This window comes from Streptomyces sp. SID5643, from assembly GCF_009872555.1.
GTDB classification, from domain to species: Bacteria; Actinomycetota; Actinomycetes; order Streptomycetales; family Streptomycetaceae; genus Streptomyces; species Streptomyces iakyrus.
Genome location: NZ_WWIC01000143.1, coordinates 1 through 18,137 on the forward strand (window position 1 = coordinate 1; position 18,137 = coordinate 18,137).

At 72.7% G+C, this 18,137-nt stretch carries 16 protein-coding genes and 1 pseudogene; 6 read left to right on the plus strand and 11 right to left on the minus strand.

The genetic code is table 11. From position 1 onward, the window contains the following. The 4 genes from hypF to hypE all read left to right on the plus strand — a co-directional run. A partial coding sequence (hypF, locus tag GTY56_RS18175; protein ID WP_161366413.1) for a carbamoyltransferase HypF occupies positions 1–1,682 on the plus strand: 1,682 nt, incomplete at its 5' end. Between the two features lie 3 nt (positions 1,683–1,685). Beyond that, positions 1,686–1,967: a HypC/HybG/HupF family hydrogenase formation chaperone gene (locus GTY56_RS18180; protein ID WP_161366414.1), complete on the plus strand. Its 282-nt coding sequence runs from the start codon at positions 1,686–1,688 to the stop codon at positions 1,965–1,967. Beyond that, positions 1,964–3,091 carry a hydrogenase formation protein HypD gene (hypD, locus tag GTY56_RS18185; RefSeq protein ID WP_161366415.1) on the plus strand — a complete coding sequence of 376 codons (1,128 nt, stop codon included), beginning with the start codon at positions 1,964–1,966 and terminating at the stop codon, positions 3,089–3,091. The genes GTY56_RS18180 and hypD overlap by 4 nt, the downstream gene beginning before the upstream one ends. Continuing rightward, the gene (gene hypE, locus GTY56_RS18190) at positions 3,084–4,154 is read left to right on the plus strand and encodes a hydrogenase expression/formation protein HypE (protein ID WP_161366416.1); all 1,071 of its coding nucleotides are present in this window, start codon (positions 3,084–3,086) and stop codon (positions 4,152–4,154) included. Before hypD ends, hypE begins: the two co-directional genes overlap by 8 nt. Positions 4,155–4,207: 53 nt before the next feature. Here hypE and hypA read toward each other — a convergent pair whose 3' ends face one another. The 9 genes from hypA to GTY56_RS18230 all read right to left on the minus strand — a co-directional run bounded on the left by hypA (position 4,208) and on the right by GTY56_RS18230 (position 11,652). Continuing rightward, positions 4,208–4,558 (minus strand): hydrogenase maturation nickel metallochaperone HypA, encoded by a 351-nt coding sequence (gene hypA, locus GTY56_RS18195; RefSeq protein WP_161366417.1) that lies wholly within the window; start codon positions 4,556–4,558, stop codon positions 4,208–4,210. 7 nt (positions 4,559–4,565) lie between these two features. Beyond that, positions 4,566–4,715, minus strand: coding sequence for a hypothetical protein (locus GTY56_RS39995; protein WP_202510379.1), 150 nt, complete (start codon positions 4,713–4,715; stop codon positions 4,566–4,568). Positions 4,716–4,791: 76 nt separating this feature from the next. Then, positions 4,792–4,998 carry a hypothetical protein gene (locus GTY56_RS18200; protein WP_161366418.1) on the minus strand — a complete coding sequence of 69 codons (207 nt, stop codon included), beginning with the start codon at positions 4,996–4,998 and terminating at the stop codon, positions 4,792–4,794. Between the two features lie 42 nt (positions 4,999–5,040). Then, positions 5,041–5,637 carry a DUF5947 family protein gene (locus GTY56_RS18205; protein ID WP_161366419.1) on the minus strand — a complete coding sequence of 199 codons (597 nt, stop codon included), beginning with the start codon at positions 5,635–5,637 and terminating at the stop codon, positions 5,041–5,043. Continuing rightward, positions 5,634–6,185 carry a NifU-related iron-sulfur-binding protein gene (locus tag GTY56_RS18210; protein ID WP_161366420.1) on the minus strand — a complete coding sequence of 184 codons (552 nt, stop codon included), beginning with the start codon at positions 6,183–6,185 and terminating at the stop codon, positions 5,634–5,636. The genes GTY56_RS18205 and GTY56_RS18210 overlap by 4 nt, the downstream gene beginning before the upstream one ends. Further along, a complete protein-coding gene (locus GTY56_RS18215) occupies positions 6,178–7,971 on the minus strand; it encodes a nickel-dependent hydrogenase large subunit (RefSeq protein WP_161366421.1) in 1,794 nt (597 codons plus the stop codon). Before GTY56_RS18215 ends, GTY56_RS18210 begins: the two co-directional genes overlap by 8 nt. Positions 7,972–8,020: 49 nt before the next feature. Beyond that, complete coding sequence (locus tag GTY56_RS18220; protein ID WP_161366422.1) at positions 8,021–9,109, minus strand: NADH-quinone oxidoreductase subunit B family protein; 1,089 nt, start codon at positions 9,107–9,109, stop codon at positions 8,021–8,023. A gap of 1 nt (position 9,110) precedes the next feature. Beyond that, complete coding sequence (locus tag GTY56_RS18225; protein WP_161366423.1) at positions 9,111–10,979, minus strand: hypothetical protein; 1,869 nt, start codon at positions 10,977–10,979, stop codon at positions 9,111–9,113. Between the two features lie 214 nt (positions 10,980–11,193). Then, positions 11,194–11,652, minus strand: coding sequence for a DUF6069 family protein (locus GTY56_RS18230; protein ID WP_161366424.1), 459 nt, complete (start codon positions 11,650–11,652; stop codon positions 11,194–11,196). 168 nt (positions 11,653–11,820) lie between these two features. Between GTY56_RS18230 and GTY56_RS18235 the strand changes: the two genes are divergently transcribed. Both GTY56_RS18235 and GTY56_RS18240 read left to right on the plus strand, forming a co-directional pair. Beyond that, positions 11,821–13,497 carry an NAD-dependent malic enzyme gene (locus tag GTY56_RS18235; RefSeq protein WP_161366425.1) on the plus strand — a complete coding sequence of 559 codons (1,677 nt, stop codon included), beginning with the start codon at positions 11,821–11,823 and terminating at the stop codon, positions 13,495–13,497. Positions 13,498–13,548: 51 nt separating this feature from the next. Beyond that, positions 13,549–13,812: pseudogene (locus tag GTY56_RS18240) on the plus strand (sigma factor); the annotation flags it as partial. 64 nt (positions 13,813–13,876) lie between these two features. Here GTY56_RS18240 and GTY56_RS18245 read toward each other — a convergent pair. Both GTY56_RS18245 and GTY56_RS18250 read right to left on the minus strand, forming a co-directional pair. Then, positions 13,877–16,504 carry a SpoIIE family protein phosphatase gene (locus GTY56_RS18245; protein WP_237524913.1) on the minus strand — a complete coding sequence of 876 codons (2,628 nt, stop codon included), beginning with the start codon at positions 16,502–16,504 and terminating at the stop codon, positions 13,877–13,879. A gap of 103 nt (positions 16,505–16,607) precedes the next feature. Then, positions 16,608–18,137, minus strand: a 1,530-nt coding sequence (locus GTY56_RS18250) for an ATP-binding protein (protein WP_161366426.1), incomplete at its 5' end; no start/stop codon positions are given.

An 18,137-nucleotide genomic window follows, 5' to 3' on the forward strand; every position in this document is an offset into this window, starting at 1 on the left:
CCCTGTCAGCGGCGCGGGCGCTGCTGGCGGCCGGGCGGATCGTCGCCGTGAAGGGCCTCGGCGGCTACCACCTGGCCTGTGACGCCACCGACGCCCGGGCCGTCGACACCCTGCGCTCCCGCAAGGCACGCGGCGGCAAACCGTTCGCGGTGATGTGCGCGGACCTCGACGACGTACGCCGGATCGCCGAGGTCTGCCCGTCCGAACTGGCCGCCCTCACCAGCCCCCGGCGCCCCATCGTCCTGCTGCGCCGGCGCCCGGAGGCGAACGGTCTCGCGCCCGGTGTCTGCCCCGGCAGCCCGCACCTCGGCGTGCTGCTGCCCTACACACCCGTGCACACCCTGCTGTTCGGCCTGCCCGGCGACCCGCCCGGCCCGCGCCTGCTGGTCATGACGAGCGGCAACCGCTCCGGGGAGCCGATCGTCACGGACGACGACGAGGCGCTGACGCGGCTCGCCGGTCTCGCCGACGCCTGGCTCGCCCATGACCGGCCCATCGCCTCGCCCTGCGACGACTCCCTGCTGCGGGTGCGGCCCGACGGGACCGAGCAGGTGCTGCGCCGGTCCCGGGGGTTCGTGCCCCGCCCGCTGCGACTGCCGGTCCCGGTGCGGCCCGCCCTCGCCGTGGGCGGCGACCTCAAGAACGCGCTGTGCCTCGGCGCGGGCGACCAGGCCTGGTTCGGGCCGCACATCGGCGACATGGGCGATCTGGCCACCCTGGAGGCGGCCCGGCGGGCGGACGCGCGGCTGCGGGGCCTGACCGGAGTGAGCCCCGAACTGGTCGCGGCGGACCGGCACCCCGGGTACCACTCGACGCGGTGGGCCGCCCGGCTGGCCGGACGTGCACCCGTGCTGGTGCAGCACCACCACGCGCACGTCGCCTCCGCGATGGCCGAGCACGGCCTCGACGGCACCACCCAGGTGATCGGTGTCGCCTTCGACGGCACGGGCTATGGCGACGACGGCACCGTCTGGGGCGGAGAGGTCCTCCTCGCCGGCTACACCGGCTTCCGGCGCTACGCCCGCCTCTCCCCCGCCCCCCTGCCCGGCGGTGACGCGGGCGTCGCCAACCCCTGCCGGCTGGCCCTCGCCCGGCTGTGGGCGGCGGGGCTGCCGTGGGACGGGGACCTGCCGTGCGTGACCGCGTGCGCACCGGACGAACAGGACCTGCTCCAAAGGCAGTTGACGAGCGGTGTGGCCTGTGTGCCGACCTCCAGCATGGGCCGCCTCTTCGACGCCGTGTCGTCGCTGGCCGGCGTGTGCCATCGCGCGGGGTACGAGGCGCAGGCCGCGCTGGAGCTGGAGGCGGCGGCCGCTTCGGCGTGGGGCGCCGACACGGCCGCGTACGCCTTCGCCGGCGGACTCGACCCCGCGCCCGTGCTCGGCGCCCTGGTCGCCGATCTGCGGCGCGGGACCCCGGCCGCCGTGCTCGCGGCCCGCTTCCACCGAGGCGTGGCGCGGGCGGTGGCAGAGGTCTGCCGGCAAGCGCGTCAGGAGACCGGCCTGGCCACCGTCGCCCTCAGCGGCGGGGTGTTCGCCAACGCGCTGCTGGAGGAGGAGTGCGCGCGGCTGCTGGCCGAAGACGGCTTCGCGGTGCTCCGGCACGGCGAGGTCCCGCCCAACGACGGCGGGCTGGCCCTCGGCCAGCTGGTGGTCGCGGCGCACCTACGACAGGAGGAGTGACCCATGTGTTTGGCAGTGCCCGGCAAGGTCGTGTCCATCGACGACAGTGCCGATCCGCTCACCGGGCTGATCGACTTCGGCGGCGTGCAGAAGCAGGCGTGCCTGGAGTACGTCTCCGACGTGAAGGTGGGTGAGTACGTCATCGTGCACGTCGGCTTCGCGCTCCAGCGCCTGGACGAGGAGTCGGCCCTGGCCTCCCTGAAGCTGTTCGAGGAACTGGGGCTGCTGGAGGAGGAGTTCGGGGACGCCTGGGAGCAGGCGTCGAAGGAGGCGGGTACGGCGTGAAGTACATCGACGAGTTCAACGACCCCCAGCTGGCGCGGCGGCTGCTGGACGAGATCCGCGCCACCGCCACCCGGCCCTGGGCCCTGATGGAGGTGTGCGGCGGGCAGACGCACTCGATCATCCGGCACGGCATCGACCAACTCCTGCCCGAGCAGGTGGAGTTGATTCACGGGCCGGGCTGTCCGGTCTGTGTCACGCCGCTGGAGGTCATCGACAAGGCGCTGGAGATCGCCTCGCGACCCGGGGTGATCTTCTGCTCCTTCGGCGACATGCTCCGGGTGCCGGGCACCGACCGTGACCTGTTCCGGGTCAAGGGCGAGGGCGGCGACGTACGGGTGGTGTACTCGCCGCTCGACGCCCTGGAGCTGGCCCGCGCCAACCCGGACCGGGAGGTGGTGTTCTTCGCGATCGGTTTCGAGACCACCGCCCCGGCCAACGCGATGGCCGTGCACCAGGCGCGCCGGCTGGGCCTGTCCAACTTCAGCCTGCTGGTGTCGCACGTGCGGGTCCCCCCGGCCGTCGAGGCGATCATGACGGCGCCCGAGTGTCGGGTGCAGGGCTTCCTGGCCGCCGGGCACGTGTGCAGCGTGATGGGGATGGCCGAGTACCCGGGGCTGGCCGAGCGGTTCCGGGTGCCGATGGTGGTGACCGGCTTCGAGCCGCTGGACATCCTGGAGGGCATCCGCCGGGCGGTACGCCAGCTGGAGTGCGGTGAGCACCGGGTGGAGAACGCCTACCCGCGTGCCGTGCGCGAGGAGGGCAACCCGGCCGCGGTGCGCATGATCGAGGAGGTCTTCGAGGTCACCGACCGGAACTGGCGCGGCATCGGGCCGATCCCGGCCAGCGGCTGGCGGCTGACCGACGCCTTCCGCGCGTACGACGCGGAGCACCGCTTCGACGTGAGCGGGATCCGTACCGAGGAGCCCGCCGAGTGCCGGGCCGGCGAGGTGCTACAGGGCCTGATCAAGCCGACCGAGTGCGGCGCGTTCGGCACCACCTGCACCCCGCGCACCCCGCTCGGCGCGACCATGGTCTCCAGCGAGGGCGCCTGCGCGGCCTACTACCTGTACCGCCGGATGAACGCCCCGGCGCAGCAGCGGGAAGGGGTGGCTCCCGTTGTCTGAGCGACGAGCCGATGTGGTCGACCCGGCCAACTGGACCTGCCCCGCCCCGTTGCGCGACCAAGGGGTCGTGGTCATGGGGCACGGCGGCGGGGGCGCGCTGTCGGCCGAGCTGATGGAGCAGATCTTCACCCCTGCCTACGGCAACGCCGTCCTGGCCGGGCTCGCCGACTCCGCCGTCCTCGAACTGGGCGGCGCGCGGCTGGCCTTCTCCACGGACTCCTACGTGGTCCGGCCGCTGTTCTTCCCGGGCGGCTGCCTGGGCGACCTCGCGGTCAACGGCACCGTCAACGACCTCGCGATGAGCGGCGCCGTGCCCGCGTACCTCTCGGCGGCCTTCGTCCTGGAGGAGGGCGTGGAGCTGACGGTCGTCGAGCGGATCGCGCGCTCGATGGGGGCGGCGGCTGAGGCCGCCGGGGTCACGATCGCGACGGGTGACACCAAGGTGGTGGAGTCCGGGCACGGCGACGGCGTGTACGTCACCACCGCCGGAGTGGGGCTGGTGCCCGCCGGGGTGGACATCCGGCCGCAACGGGCCCGGCCCGGCGACGCGGTGATCGTCAGCGGCCCGATCGGGCTGCACGGCGTGGCGATCATGAGCGTCCGGGAGGGGCTGGAGTTCGGGGTGGAGGTGGCCAGCGACACCGCGCCGCTGGCGGGCCTGGTGGCGGCGATGCTGGCCGTCACCCCGGACGTGCACGTGTTGCGCGACCCCACCCGGGGCGGCCTGGGCGCGTCCCTCAACGAGATCGCACGGGCCTCCGGGACCGGTGTCCGGCTTCAGGAGCGGGCGATCCCGGTGCCGGACGCGGTGGCGAACGCCTGCGGGTTCCTCGGGCTCGACCCGCTCTACGTGGCCAACGAGGGGCGGCTGGTCGCCTTCGTGCCGCCGTCGGAGGCGGAGGAGGTTCTGGCGGTGATGCGGGCCCATCCGCAGGGTGCCGGGGCGACGCGGATCGGCGAGTGCGTCGCCGAGCACCCGGGGATGGTGGTGGTCGCCACCGGGCTCGGCGGGACGCGGGTGGTGGACCTGCCGCTCGGGGAGCAGCTGCCGCGCATCTGCTGACCCCGCAGAGGGACGAAGGGCCCCGCCGGTGGTTCGGCGGGGCCCTTCCCTGTCTAGGCCGGTACCGGTTCGATACCGGCGATCTCCAGTTCCCGGCCGCTGCGCAGGTCGCTGGAGGGCCGGTCGCAGCGCGGGCACCAGAAGAACGGGGGCATGCCCACCGGAAACTCCTCGGCGCACGGGCCGCACCAGGCCTGCGCGGGGATCTGCTCGACGACGAGCCGGGCCCCGGCGAGGGCGGTGCCGTCGCGGGCCACCTCGAAGGCGAAGTCGAGGGCGTCGGGGACGACGCCCGCCAGTTCGCCGACCCGGACGGTCACCGTCGAGACGGCGTCCGTCCCGTCCGCCCGGGCCAGTTCGTCGGCCCGCTCGATGATCGCGGTCGCGATCGACAGTTCGTGCACGGCCGGCTCACGGGTAGCGGTGGCCGGCGCGGAATCCGCCGGCCATCCGCCAGAGCCGCACCTCGCGCCTCAGGCTGGGCCACTCCCAGGCGAGCAGGGCCAGGGCCATGCCGCCCACCAGGGCGGCCTCGGCCTTCAGCACCCGCTGTCCGCTCATTGCGCCCCGCCTGCGCGCGACGGGTCTGCGTACTCGTTTCATCGCAGTGACTCCCTGCTCGTTCTCATCACGGTGTTCATCCAGGCGAGATGTTCGGCATGGTCTCCGCGAGGGCGTCATGCCGCTTCCAGTGGATCCCCGTGGAGCGGCGCGCGTCGGCGGTGCCGTCCTCGTGGTGTCCCTTCTGCTGCTCGCGCGGGCCCTTGTTGCCCTGGTGCATGCCGGTGATGTGCCGGGGCGTGTCGGGCTTCGCCTGGGGCCGGCCCACTCTGATGTTGCCCATGGGTTGTTCTCCTTCCTCGCCTCCGACCTGCGGAGTGCGTGGCTATGGCCGCTCGGTGAGGTCCTCGAAGAACTGCTCGACGGCCGGCCAGATCCGGCCTCCGCCGGACAGGCCGCGCCACTCCCGGCGTACGACGGCGACCATCCGGTAGCAGTCGTCGACCGGCACGATCCAGTGCTCGTCGAGGCCATGGACGGTGTTCACCAGGAGGGCCTCCACCTCGGGTTCCACGGTGGCGAGCTGCGGACACGTCCCGGCCAGCTCCTGCCAGGCCGCCGTGTCCACCTCCCACCGCATGGCTCCCGCGGGGCTCGGGCCCTCGGCGGTGACGGTGCCGTCCGCCCGGGGCACGAAGAAGACCAGGCCGACGGGCACGCCCAGGAGGGCCGTGTCGACCTTGGGCAGCCGGAGCCGGCGCCGGGGCACGAGCCGGTACTGGCCGTCTCCCGCCGCCGCGTCGGCGAACAGCACCGAGCAGGGGCCGCAGGCGCAGCGCACCTCCTGCTGCCCGGTGTCGTACAGGTGGGCGTGTTCGTCGGCGACCGGGGCGGCGCACAGGTCGCAGACCTCCGTCCGGGCCGCCGCCGTGCGGTCGGCCGAGGAGCGGATGAGGCGGGCCAGTGCCCCGTCGGTGGTCACGGTGCGCCCCGGTGCGTCAGCGTGGTCAGCGGGACGAAGGCGGGGGCCGTCTCGGTCAGGGGCTCCACCGCCGTCAGCTCGGGCGCCGCGGCGAGCACCGCCGCACGGACCGCGTCGGTGACCTCGTCGCCTCCGCCGCCGCAGCCGGACCCGCATCCGCCGCCGCCCGAGGTCAGACGGACGCGGGCGACCTGTCCCTCCACCCCGGCCCACTCCACGTCACCGCCGCGTTCCCGGACGGCGGGCCGCAGCCGTTCGACCGCGCGGGCCGCCCGGCGTTCGGCGGGCTCGGGGTGGATGTCGTGCAGCACCAGCAGGTGCCCGAGCAGCTCGTCCTCGGCGAGGCGCTCGGCCACCCGCTCGTCCGCGTGGTCCATGACGCGCGCCAGGGCCTCGCCGTAGACCTCGGTCAGCAGGGCCACCGCCTCGGTCGCGGAGCGTGTCGTGGGGCCGGGGGCGGATTCGAGGCCTTCCAGCAGCTCGTCGAGCCGGCCGAGGCGGGCCTCGACGTCCGGGTCGGCGAGCCGTGCGCCGGTGGCCTCAGCCATGGTTCGCCCCGTACGTCGGCGAGTGCAGGGTGGTCAGCGTCTTGCCCTTGCCCACGTACATGTGCACACCGCACGGCAGACAGGGGTCGAAGCTGCGGACCGTGCGCATGATGTCCACGCCCTTGAAGTCGTCCGGCCCGTTCTCCTCGAAGATGGGCTGGCCCTGGACGGCGTCCTCGTACGGGCCGGGGGTGCCGTACATGTCGCGGGGGCTGGCGTTCCACGGGGTGGGCGGGTACGGGTGGTAGTTGGCGATCTTCTTGTCCTTGATCACCAGGTGGTGGGAGAGGACGCCGCGCACGGCCTCGTGGAAGCCGCAGCCGATCGCCTCGTCGGGCACCTCGTAGTTCTCGAACACCTTGGTCTCGCCGGCGCGGACCATCCCCATGGCCTCTTCGAGGAACTGCAGGGCCATGGCGGCCGCGTAGGCGACGAAGTACGGCCGGGCGCGGTCGCGTTCGATGGTGTTGCTCCACTGCGGGATGCGCCACTCCAGGGTGGTCTCCGGCAGGGACTCGCCCTTGGGCAGGGAGATGCGCACGCTGTGGCCGGTGGCCTTGACGTACGGGGTGTCGACCAGGCCGCTCAGGGCGGTCGACCAGAGGCGGGCCAGGGGGCCGCCGCCGGTGTCGAGGGCGAGGTGGTCGCCCGTGCGCTGGTCGAACCAGCGGGGGCTCATCACCCAGCTGTACTTGTCGTCGAAGTCGCGCTTCTGCGGCACCGGGACGGTCGTCTGGTTCCACGGGTGGCGCATGTCGACGGGGTTGCCGAGCGGGTCGTGGGTGACGAAGGGCTGCTCGTTGACCCAGTCCTCGTAGTAGGAGCTGCCGAGCATGATGCGCAGACCGAGGTTGATGTCGACGAGGTTGTTGGTGACCAGTTCGCCGTCGACGATGATGCCCGGGGTGACGTACATCGCCTTGCCCCAGGTGTTCATGGTCTCGTAGCGGTAGTCGACGACCTTGGGGTCCTGGAAGGCGCCCCAGCAGCCCAGCAGCGTGCGGCGGCGGCCGACCTCCTCGTAGCCGGGCAGCGCCTCGTAGAAGAAGTCGAAGACGTCGTCGTTCATGGCGACGGCCTTCTTCACGAAGTCGATGACCCGCATGAGGCGGCTGAGGTAGTCGGTGAAGACGGTCGGCTGCGGCATCGTGCCGACGCCGCCCGGGTACAGCGTGGAGGGGTGGACGTGCCGTCCCTCCATCAGGCAGAACATCTCGCGGGTGACCCGGCTGACCTTCAGGGCCTCCTTGTAGACCTCGCCCTCGAAGGGGTTGAAGGCCTTCATGATGTCGGCGATCGTGCGGTAGCCGTGGATGTCGCCGCGGGGGGCATCGGTGCGCTCGGCGCGGGCCAGGACGCCGGGGTTGGTGGCCTTGACCATGGCCTCGCAGAAGTCCACGAAGACCAGGTTGTCCTGGAAGATCGTGTGGTCGAACATGTACTCGGCGGCCTCGCCGAGGTTGACGATGTGCTCGGCCAGCGGGGGCGGCTTGACGCCGTAGGCCATCTGCTGGGCGTAGTCGGAGCAGGTGGTGTGGTTGTCGCCGCAGATGCCGCAGATCCGGGACGTGATGAACCCGGCGTCGCGCGGGTCCTTGCCCTTCATGAACACCGAGTAGCCGCGGAAGAGCGACGAGGTGCTGTGGCATTCGACGACTTCCCGGTTGGCAAAGTCGATCTTCGTGTAGATGCCCAGGTTCCCGATGATCCGGGTGATCGGGTCCCAGGACATGTCCACGAGCTGTGGCGGCTTGCGGTCCGTGGGCCGGGCCTCGGTGGTGGTCATCTGCGGTACTGCCCCTCGCTGTCGGTGGTGGGTGGGGTGGCGGGTTTCATCAGGGGCGCCAGCGGGGGTCGTAACCGCTGGTCAGCTTGCGCTTGTTGTGGCGCCACTTCGGCTCGTGGTTGACGAGTTCGTTGGTCATGCCGCGCAGCCTGCGGATGACGGCTCCGTACGGCTTGACGGCGAGGGACGACAGGGTGCTGCCCGGAGGCTCGTCCATGAACGGCATGAACGCGTCGGGGAAGCCGGGCATCGTGCAGCCGATGCAGATGCCGCCGACGTTGGGGCAGCCGCCGATGCCGCCCATCCAGCCGCGCTTGGGCACGTTGCAGTTGACGACGGGACCCCAGCAGCCCGTCTTGACCAGGCACTTGGGCGAGTTGTAGTCCTTGGCGAAGTTGGCCTGCTCGTAGTACGAGCCGCGGTCGCAGCCTTCGTGGACGGTCTTCCCGAACAGCCACTGCGGGCGGAGCATGTGGTCCAGCGGCGGCGGGGGTGCGGAGCCGGCCGCGTGGTAGAGGACCCAGATCAGGGTCTCCATGAAGTTCTCGGGCTGGATCGGGCAGCCGGGCACGTTGACGACCGGCAGGCCCGCCTGGGAGGTGTAGTCCCAGCCCAGGTAGTCGGCGAGGCCCATGCAGCCCGTCGGGTTGCCGGACATGGCGTGGATGCCGCCGAAGGTGGCGCAGGTGCCGGCGGCGACCACCGCCCAGGCCTTGGGGGCCAGTTGGTCGATCCACCAGTTGAGGGTCTGCGGCTCGCCGGTCTCCGGGTCGTTGCCGAAGGACGTCCAGTAGCCGTCGCCCTCGATGATGTTCTGGTTGGGGATCGAGCCCTCGATGACGAGGATGAACGGGCCCAGTTCGCCGCGTACGGCCGCCCGGTAGGGCGCGAGGAAGTCCTCGCCGCCCAGACTGGGCGAGAGCACCTTGTTGACCAGGTTCACCTTCGGCAGGCCCGGGATCAGCCCGAGCACCAGGTCCTCGATGGAGGGCTGGTCGGCGGCGGTGAGCGAGACGGTGTCACCGTCGCAGCTCATGCCCTCGGAGATCCAGAGGATGTGGATCTCGTCGATGCCCTGCCGGACCTCGGACCGTTCGGGTTCCTTGCTGACTTCTTCGGTGCTGCTGTGGGTGGTCATGTCACTCGGCCTCCGCTGCGGGGGTCTCGGAGTCGGACGTGTGCCGCGCCGGAGCTGCGGCGGGAGCCGGTGCCGACGGCTCGTCCGGTCCGGCGGGCCCGAGGGGTTCGAGCTCGTCGGGCCGGAAGTAGTGGAAGCGGCCGTACCAGTTGTTGAGTTCGGCGGCCGGGTCGTCGTCGAGGGTGACGGCGAGGTGCACGCTGCCGTCCACGTCGTGGAAGACGGCGGCGACTTCGGCGGTGCGTCCGGCCAGGAACATGTCCTGGGCGTCGGCGCCGCGCCCTCGCGGGCGGAGCCGTACCCGGCTCCCGCCGCCGAGGGGGACGCCGTCGACGAGCACGGTGTCATGGGCCGGGGAGAGCCCGTCGTCGGCACCCTCCTGCCACCAGGCGGGACGGTCGACAGGTGCTGTGGGGGTGGCCGGCGCGGGAGGGCCGACAGCGCCGGACAGCCGGTCGGCGGACACCGTGGCACGAGAGGCCGGCCCCGCAGAACCCACAGCGCCGGACAGCCGGTCGGCAGGCGTCGCGGCAGGAGAGGCCGGTCCCGCAGAACCCACAGCGCCGGACAGCCGGTCGGCAGGCGTCGCGGCAGGAGAGGCCGGTCCCGCAGAACCCACAGCGCCGGGCAGCCGGTCGGCGGACACCGTGGCACGAGAGGCCGGCCCCGCAGAACCCACAGCGCCGGGCAGCCGGTCGGCAGGCGTCGCGGCAGCGGCGGCCGGTGGCGGAGAACCGGCAGCATCGGAGAGCCGGTCCACGGGCGCCGTCGGGGTGGCCGGTGTCAGGGAGCGGACGGCGCCGTGCAGCCGTTCGAAGACCTCCTGCGGCATGGTGTCGACCCGGTCGAGGATGGCCGCGGCCCGCGGGTCGGTGGCCCGCGCCTCGCGCTTCTCCTCGTCGGTCAGCAGCATCGTGCGCAGGGTGAGGATCTCGTCGATCTCCGCGGCGTCGTGCAGGTCGCCCGGGCTTTCGGGGGCGACCTGGGGGTGGTCCGGCAGGATGATCGGCGCGGACAGCAGGACAGGGCCGGTGTCGCCGGACTCGCCGCCGAGCACGGGGAAGGTGAACTCGTTGCGGCACGCGCGCACAGGTACGTGCAGACCGGCCGGAGGATCGATCAGCGAGACGAACTCCGCCCCGACGCCGCCGAGGAGGGTGTGGGCGGCGATGAGGGCCCGTCGCAGCGCCTCGTCGCGCGTCGTGCGCGGTCCCGGGGCGGGCGCGGTGTTGACGGTCCGTACGCGGATCCGGCAGAGGTCGTCGGAGAGCCGTTCGGCGGTGACGGTGGTCTCGGCCCGGATCTCCTCGCGGGTGCGCACCACCCGCCCGGCGCCCTCCGGCAGCGCCTCGACGTCCTCACCTGCCGCGGCGCCCACCGCGAAGGTGTGTCCGCCCCGCAGGAGTTCGTCGAGCGGAACCTCCACCTCGCACTCGCGCGGCAGGGCCTCGTCAAAGGACAGGTGCACCGTGCCGTCGTCGCTGCGCAGCGACTCGACAGGGCGGTGGCCTGCTTCCTGCACCTGCTTGCGCTGCATGTGGAGGTAGCGCACGCGTACCCGTACCCCGGCGCTGCCCGGCTGCCGCACCCGCAGCAGGCACTCGGTCTGCTGGTACCAGGAGTCGGCGGAGCCCGAGACACCGGGCGTGACGGGGCCGTCCGCCTCCACCCAGTCCCGGGGGAACAGCACGCCGAACTGCCAGCGGACGCGGTTCTTGGCGGAGGAGCGGCGGTAGGGGTAGAGGAGGTAGCCCTCGTAGAGGACGGCGTCGGCGACGGCGCCGAGCTGCTCGAAGACGCCCGGGGACGGACCTGCGCCGCCCCTCGTGGCAGCGCTCCTCGTGCCGCCATCGGCCAGTGCCTCCGCCATCGCGCCTCCTCGTCCCCGTATGCACGCGCATTCCTTCCACCACGGTCACACCGGTCATCCGCGGTCGCCTCCTCCGGCGCAGTGGGTTGGGCCGTTCGGGGCTGTGGGCAGGGGGCCGCCGCGGGGTGGCACGGGAGGGGAGCACAGCGACGGGCCCGTCAGCGCCGGGGCGAGACGGGCCCGTGTCGGTGGTGTGGTGGGAGGCGGGGCGTGTTCAGCGCCGCACGTGGGCGAGCCTGCGCGCCAGCAGCGGAACGACGACCGCGGCGGCGACCACATGGGAGGCGGCGAGGACGATCTGGGTGGACGTGGCGGTGTGCGGGGCGACGGCCGGGCCGGCGAGGGACAGTGCGGTGAGCGCGACGGTCGTCACCGTGAAGGTGCGGGCGGGCCGCTTGGCCCAGCGGGCGAGGACGACCGCGAGGACGATTCCGGCGGCCGACCAGAACAGCACCCCGCCGAAGAAGCCGCCGACCGGGATCTCCGCGGCTTCGGTCGCGCCGGGACTGGCCGCCTCCATCGGGACGCCGGCGGCCCGCGCGACGAGCGCGAACGCCTCCGTCACGACGGCTCCGGCGAGGGTGGCCAGAAGGCCGACCAGCCACACGGGGCGGGTGGAGAGAAAACCGGACTCGGTCAGCGGTGCCCGGGTCTGAGGTGTCGTCACACTCATGTCGCTGTCTCCTGGCGGAAGTCGGGGCGCGGTGGGTCTTACGGAGAGGTGGACCGGACGGCGGCGCGGAACTCATCGGTGGCCCGGGGACGTTTCCGGGGAGCCGGTGTTCGTCCGGATGGCACACGTCACCCGCACGAACCGGCGCGTCACGGGAAGGCGTTCCGCATGGATCAGCCCACACATCGCCCCCGCCCCATCACCAGCCCCGCCGTGACGACCCTGGCCGACCCCTTGGTCAACAGGGGCACCGCCTTCAGCCGCCGCGAACGCGAGGAGCTGGGGATCGACGGGCTGCTGCCGCCCGCCGTGGAGAGCCTGGACGAGCAGGTCGCCCGCGCCTACGAGGCGTTCCACGGCTACGACAAGCCCCTCAACCGGCACATCTATCTGCGGCAGCTCCAGGACACCAACGAGGTCCTCTTCTACCGCCTGGTCACCGAGTACCTGGAGGAGCTGCTGCCCGTCGTCTACACGCCGACGGTGGGTGAGGCCTGCCAGAAGTTCAGCGAGATCTACCGGCGGCCGCGCGGCCTGTTCCTGACCTGGGAGGACCGGCACCGCTTCCGGGACGTCCTGCGCAACCGCCCGCACCGGGACCACGACGTGGACGTCATCGTCGTCACCGACGGGCAGCGCATCCTCGGCCTGGGCGATCAGGGCGTCGGCGGCATGGGCATCCCGATCGGCAAGCTCAGCCTCTACACGGCCATCGGCGGCATCCATCCCGCCCGCACCCTGCCGGTCCTGCTGGACGTCGGCACCGACAACGAGACCCTGCTCGACAACCCCCGCTACCTGGGCCGCCGTGCGCGGAGGCTGACCGGCGACGAGTACGACGAGATGATCGAGGCGTTCGTCTCGGCGGTCGAGGCGGAGCTGCCCGGGACACTGCTTCAATGGGAGGACTTCGCCACCGCGCACGCCCACCCGATCCTCGCCCGCTACCGCGACCGGCTGCTCACGTTCAACGACGACATCCAGGGCACCGCCGCCGTCACGCTCGGCGCCCTGTCCACCGCGGCGAACGTGGCCGGCACCCCGCTGCCCGAGCAGCGCGTGGTCATCCTGGGCGCGGGGTCGGCCGCCATCGGCGTCGCCGACATGATCCGTACGGCCATGATCGACGAGGGCCTGCCAGAGGACGAGGCCACGGCCCGGTTCTGGATCCTCGACGTCGACGGCCTGCTGGTGTCCTCCCGCTCCGGACTGACCCCGCAGCAACGGGTGTTCGCGCGTGACGACAGCGACGTGGCCGACTGGGACGGCACTAACCTCGCCGAGGTGGTGCGCCGCGTGGAGCCGACGGCGCTCATCGGGCTGTCGACGGCGCACGGAGCGTTCACCGAGGAGATCGTGCGGCAGATGGCCTCGACCTGCGAACGACCCGTGGTCTTCCCGCTCTCCAACCCCACCTCGCACTCCGAGGCCGAGCCCGCGGACCTCACCCGCTGGACCGACGGGCGGGCACTGATCGCCACCGGCTCGCCCTTCCCGCCGCTGACGGTCGACGGGCACCAGGTGCCGGTGGCGCAGTCGAACAACGTGTACGTCTTCCCGGCCATGGGCCTCGCGGTGACCGCGAGCCGGGCCACCCGGGTCACGAACCGCATGCTCGTGGCCGCCGCCCGGGCCGTCGCCGAGTGCGCCGTGCGGGCGGCGGACGGCGACGACGGTCCCGTGCCGCTGCTGCCGCCGCTGGCTGGGATGCGGGACTCCGCCCGCGAGATCGCCCTGGCCGCGGCGCTGGCCGCCGTCGAGGACGGCGTGGCCCCGCAGGCCACGGAGGAGGACCTGCGCGAGGCGGTCGCCCGGGCCCAGTGGGAGCCGCGTTACGCGGACTAGGAGATGTGTGCCGGTGCTCCAGGACGTACTGTCGCAAGCCACGGCACCGACATGGGAGGCACCGGCGTCGTGGACCAGCGATCGCCCCTGTCCGACGACGCGCTGAACGCGGCGGCGGACGCGTTCGAGCAGCTGCGTCCGCGGCTGTTCGGCATCGCCTACCGCGTGCTGGGCAGTGTGTCGGAGGCCGAGGACGTGGTGCAGGACGTGTGGGTGCGCCGGCAGCGAGCCGACCGGAGCACGGTGCTGGACGAAGGCGCGTTCCTCGCGAAGATCACCACCCGGCTGGCGATCAACGTGGCCCGGTCGGCGCGGTAGACAGGGCGGGGCCCGGATCTGTGACAGCCGGGCCGTTGCGTTCCTGCGGGACTCGCGTCCCTCACCCGACGCGGATGCCCACGATGCACGTGTCGTCGTCGGTGTCCGACTTGCTGTAGGTCAGGAGGCGGTCCAGTTGCTGGTCGAGTGTGCTGGGGGCCGTGCGGGCGGTGGTCAGGAGGTGGGTCAGGGACTCCTCGACGGGCCGGTCCCGGCGCTCGACCAGGCCGTCCGTGTACATCAGCAGGGTGTCTTCGGGGGCCAGCTGGAGCTCGGTCTCCTCGTAGACGGCCTCGGGGACGGCGCCCAGCAACAGGCCCTTGACCAGGGGCAGGGGGGCCGCATCGGTGTCCCGGACCAGGACAGGCGGGAGGTGTCCCGCCCTGGCCCAGCGCAGTGTCCGCGTGTCCGGGTCGTACAGTCCGCACACCGCGGTCGCGGTGACGGCACCCGTCAGATGGTGCGCCACGATGTTCAGCCAGGACAGCAGCTGGCCCGGCCCGGCGCCGGTCACCGCGAGGCCGCGCAGGGCGTTGCGCAGGACGACCATGCTGGTGGCGGCCTCGATGCCGTGCCCGGCCACGTCCCCCACGCACAGCAGCACCTTGCCGGACGGCAGGACGACGGCGTCGTACCAGTCGCCGCCCACCAGCTGCTCGGTCTCCGCCGGCCGGTAGCGGACGGCGACCTGGAGCCCGGCCACCTGCAACGGTGCCTGGGTGGGGGGCATGATGGCGTGCTGCAACTGCAGGGTCAGCCGGTTGCGTTCGGTGGCCTGCTGCTCGGTGTGCGCCAGCTGGTCACGGGTGGCGGCGAGCGCCACTTCGGTCCAGTGCTGGGCCGAGATGTCCTGGCAGGCGCCGCGCACCAGGAGCAGCCGGTCGTCGGTGTCGAGCACCGGTTCGGCGACGATCCGGATGTGCCGGGTCACGCCGTCCGGCCGCTGGAGCCGGAACGCGGCGGCCGCCGGCCGCCGCTGGTGCAGCAGCGTGCGCAGGAAGCGGCGGATGGAGACGCCGTCGTCCGGGTGGGCGTGGGCCGGCAGCTCCTCCAGGGGGACCGGGGTGCTCGTCTGCGGGCGTCCGTAGAGGTCGAAGAGCTGCCCGTTCCAGGTGATCTCCCCGGTGAGCACGTTCTCCTCGAAGCCGCCGATGCGGCCGAGGCGCTGGGCGTGCTGGAGCAGGCTGGCCAGTCGCGCCGCCTCGTCCTCGATGCGCCAGATGAGGAGCACGGACATGCCGTGGCGGCTGATGCTGATGTCGGCCACCGCCGAGAGGGGGACCTGGTCGACGAGGGCGGTGAGGTTCATGCGGCGGGCCCGGAAGGGTTCACCGGTGGCGTAGACCCGCTCGACGCGCTGGAACAACTCGCTGTCTCCTGCGGCCATCGGATAGGCCTCCAGGAGCAGCGCGCCGTTCACGACCGCCCGTGGCCTGCCCGCCGGGTCGAGGAACCTGCTGTTGACGTGCTGGATGCGGAAGTCGACCAGGTGTCCGTCGCCGTCGAGGTGCGGCACCAGGACGAGGGCGGGGTCGTACAGTCCGTCGGCCAGGTCCATCAGTTCGGCGGCGTCCGGCAGGACGCGGGGCTCGTGTGCCGCTCCCGGGGAGGGCGCGTGCGTCTCCAGTGTGTGGGCGCACAGTTCGGCCAGCGCCTCCACCTGGCGGACGATCTGCGGGGGCTGGGGGGCGAGCGGATCCGGCCAGGCGATCTCCAGCACGCCGTGGATGCGGCCGCCGGTGCCGGCGGGCAGGGCGGCCCGGCCGCCGTCCGGATGGTGGTGCAGGCCGATGCTGGGCAGCCCGGTCCCGCCGAGCGAGGTGATCCACTGGCCTTCGCGCTCGATGAGGCCCCGCCGCGCCACGGTCACCACGTCCGGCGGAACGTAACGCCAGCGCGTGGCCTCGGCCGGTGAGAAGCCGGCGCTGCCGGCGAGGGTGAGCGATCCGTCGGCGCCGACGGCCCAGATGGCCACGGCCGCCGCGCCGAGGGGGCGCAGCGCCTGCTCCAGCAGGGCGTCCGCCACGGCCTGGGCGTCGCCCGCCGCCAGGACGCCGCTCTCGGCCGCGCGCAGACGTACGGCCGCCGATTCGGTCTCGGCGGCGTCGGCGCCCCGGGTGGCGGCGAGGAAGGCGTCCGTCACCTCGGACATCCGGTCCCGGGCGGCCTGGTTGATGACGTCGACGGCGAGTTCCAGGGGGGTGACCTGAGCCTGCTCGGCCAACTGGGCGAGCTGCCGCGCGGCTTGGGCCGGTCCGCACTTCAGCCGCTCGACCAGGACGCCCTTGGCGAGCTCGACCAGGGCACGTCCCTCGGCCTCCGCCTGGGCGGCCCGGACCTCCCGGCTGAGCCGTTCCACGGTGGCGGCGAGCCGACCCACCGGGGAGGCGGACGACAGGTTCTCGACGAGGTCGGCGGGCGGGTCGTCGGCGGTCCGTGTCCGGCCCGGCGAAGCCCACGGCCGCCCGTCGGGCGCCGCCGCGTTCTCGTGGGGCGCCGCCGCGTCGCCGCCGGAGGTCCCGGACTGCGCGCCGGAGGTCTCCGCCTCCTCGTCGGAGGTCTTCGGCTCCCCGTCGGTGGTCGAATGCACGGCGTCGGACGTCACCGACGGCGGGGCAGACCCGGGTCCGGTCGCCGAGTGGCGCTCCGGCTCACCGCCTTGACCCGGTTCGCGCGGCTGCTCGGACATGCTCACGGTGTGGATGCTCCTCGGCTGGAGTGCCCTCGGGCGCGGAACGACAGGCGCTGCATGGTGCCCGGTCCGCCGGTCGGCGGGCCGGGCACCGGGGCGCTCATGCGGGCAGCCAGCGGCGGACGCAGGCCATGAGGTCGCGCGTGTCGACCGGCTTGGTGACGTAGTCGCTGGCACCCGAGGCGAGGCTCTTGTCCCGGTCGCCCGGCATCGCCTTGGCCGTGACGGCGATGATGGGCAGCTCCGCGTATTGCGGCATCCGCCGGATCTCGGCCGTCGCGGTGTAGCCGTCCATCTCGGGCATCATCACGTCCATCAGCACGAGGGCGATGTCCGGGTTGTTCACCAGCGTCTCGATGCCTCTGCGCCCGTTCTCGGCGTGCAGGACGCGGAATCCCTGGAGCTCCAGGATCCCGCTCAGCGCGAAGAGGTTGCGCGCGTCGTCGTCGACGACGAGGACGGTGCGGCCGGCCGACGTGTCGTCGGCGGAGGGCGGTGTCAGATGCTGCGGCCCTTCGGTGCGGACGAGGGAGAGCACGTCGCCGGGCTCCTCGGCGGACAGGTGCAGGGCGATGCGCTCGCGCAGCTCGTCGAGGCTGGACAGCAGCTCCAGCGCACCGCCCGCCGAGCGGGAGCGCAGCGTCTCGTCCAGGGGCCCGTCCGCGGGGTGGCTGCTGTGCACCAGCACCGGAACGCTCGTCAGCGCCGAGTCGCCCTCCAGGGCCTGGAGGAAGCGGGACGCCTCGTCGTCGCGCATGCCCAGCTCCAGGACGACGCAGTGACACGGCTCGGACGCCAGCGCGCCGGCCGCCTCCTGCGCTCCGACGGCCGTGATGATGTCGACCGCGGGCCGCTGAGCACCGTCGGTGCGGCCGTGCGTCAGATCGGCGACCACGCTCTCCGCGACGAGGGTCAGCAGACCGCGCGAGCGCTCCTCCACGACGAGCAGGCGCCGGGGCCTCGGGCCGGGCCCGATCTGGGGCAGCGGCACCGAACCGGCCAGTCCGTGCGGCAGAGGTTCGGCCGAGGCCCGCTCAAGGGGCCTGCCGTGGGTGAGCAGTTCCTCGAAGTCGGGGCGGGCCACGGGCAGGAAGAGCGTGAACGTGCTGCCCTGGCCGGGCGTGCTGTGCACCGACACGGCACCGCCCAGCAGTTGGGCGATCTCGCGGGTGATGGACAGGCCGAGGCCGGTGCCGCCGTACTTGCGGCTCGTCGTGCCGTCCGCCTGCTGGAACGCGCCGAAGATCGTCTCCAGGTGCTGCTCTGGAATGCCGATGCCGGTGTCCTTGACGCGGAAGGCGACCACGGCGGCGCCCCGGACCACGCCCTCGGGCACCTCGTCGTCCGACGCGGGTTCGATGCTCAGCTCCACGCCGCCCTGCTCGGTGAACTTCACGGCGTTCGACAGCAGGTTGCGCAGCACCTGCCGCAGCCGGGACTCGTCCGTCAGCACGTCCGCGGGCGCGCCGGGAGCGGTCGTCACGGTGAAGTCGAGGCTCTTCTGCGTCGTCATGGGCCGGAAGGTGGCCTCGACGTACTCGATGAGCTGACGGAGCGTCACCCGCTCGGGTGTGACGTCCATCTTCCCGGCCTCGACCTTCGACAGGTCGAGGATGTCGTTGATGAGCTG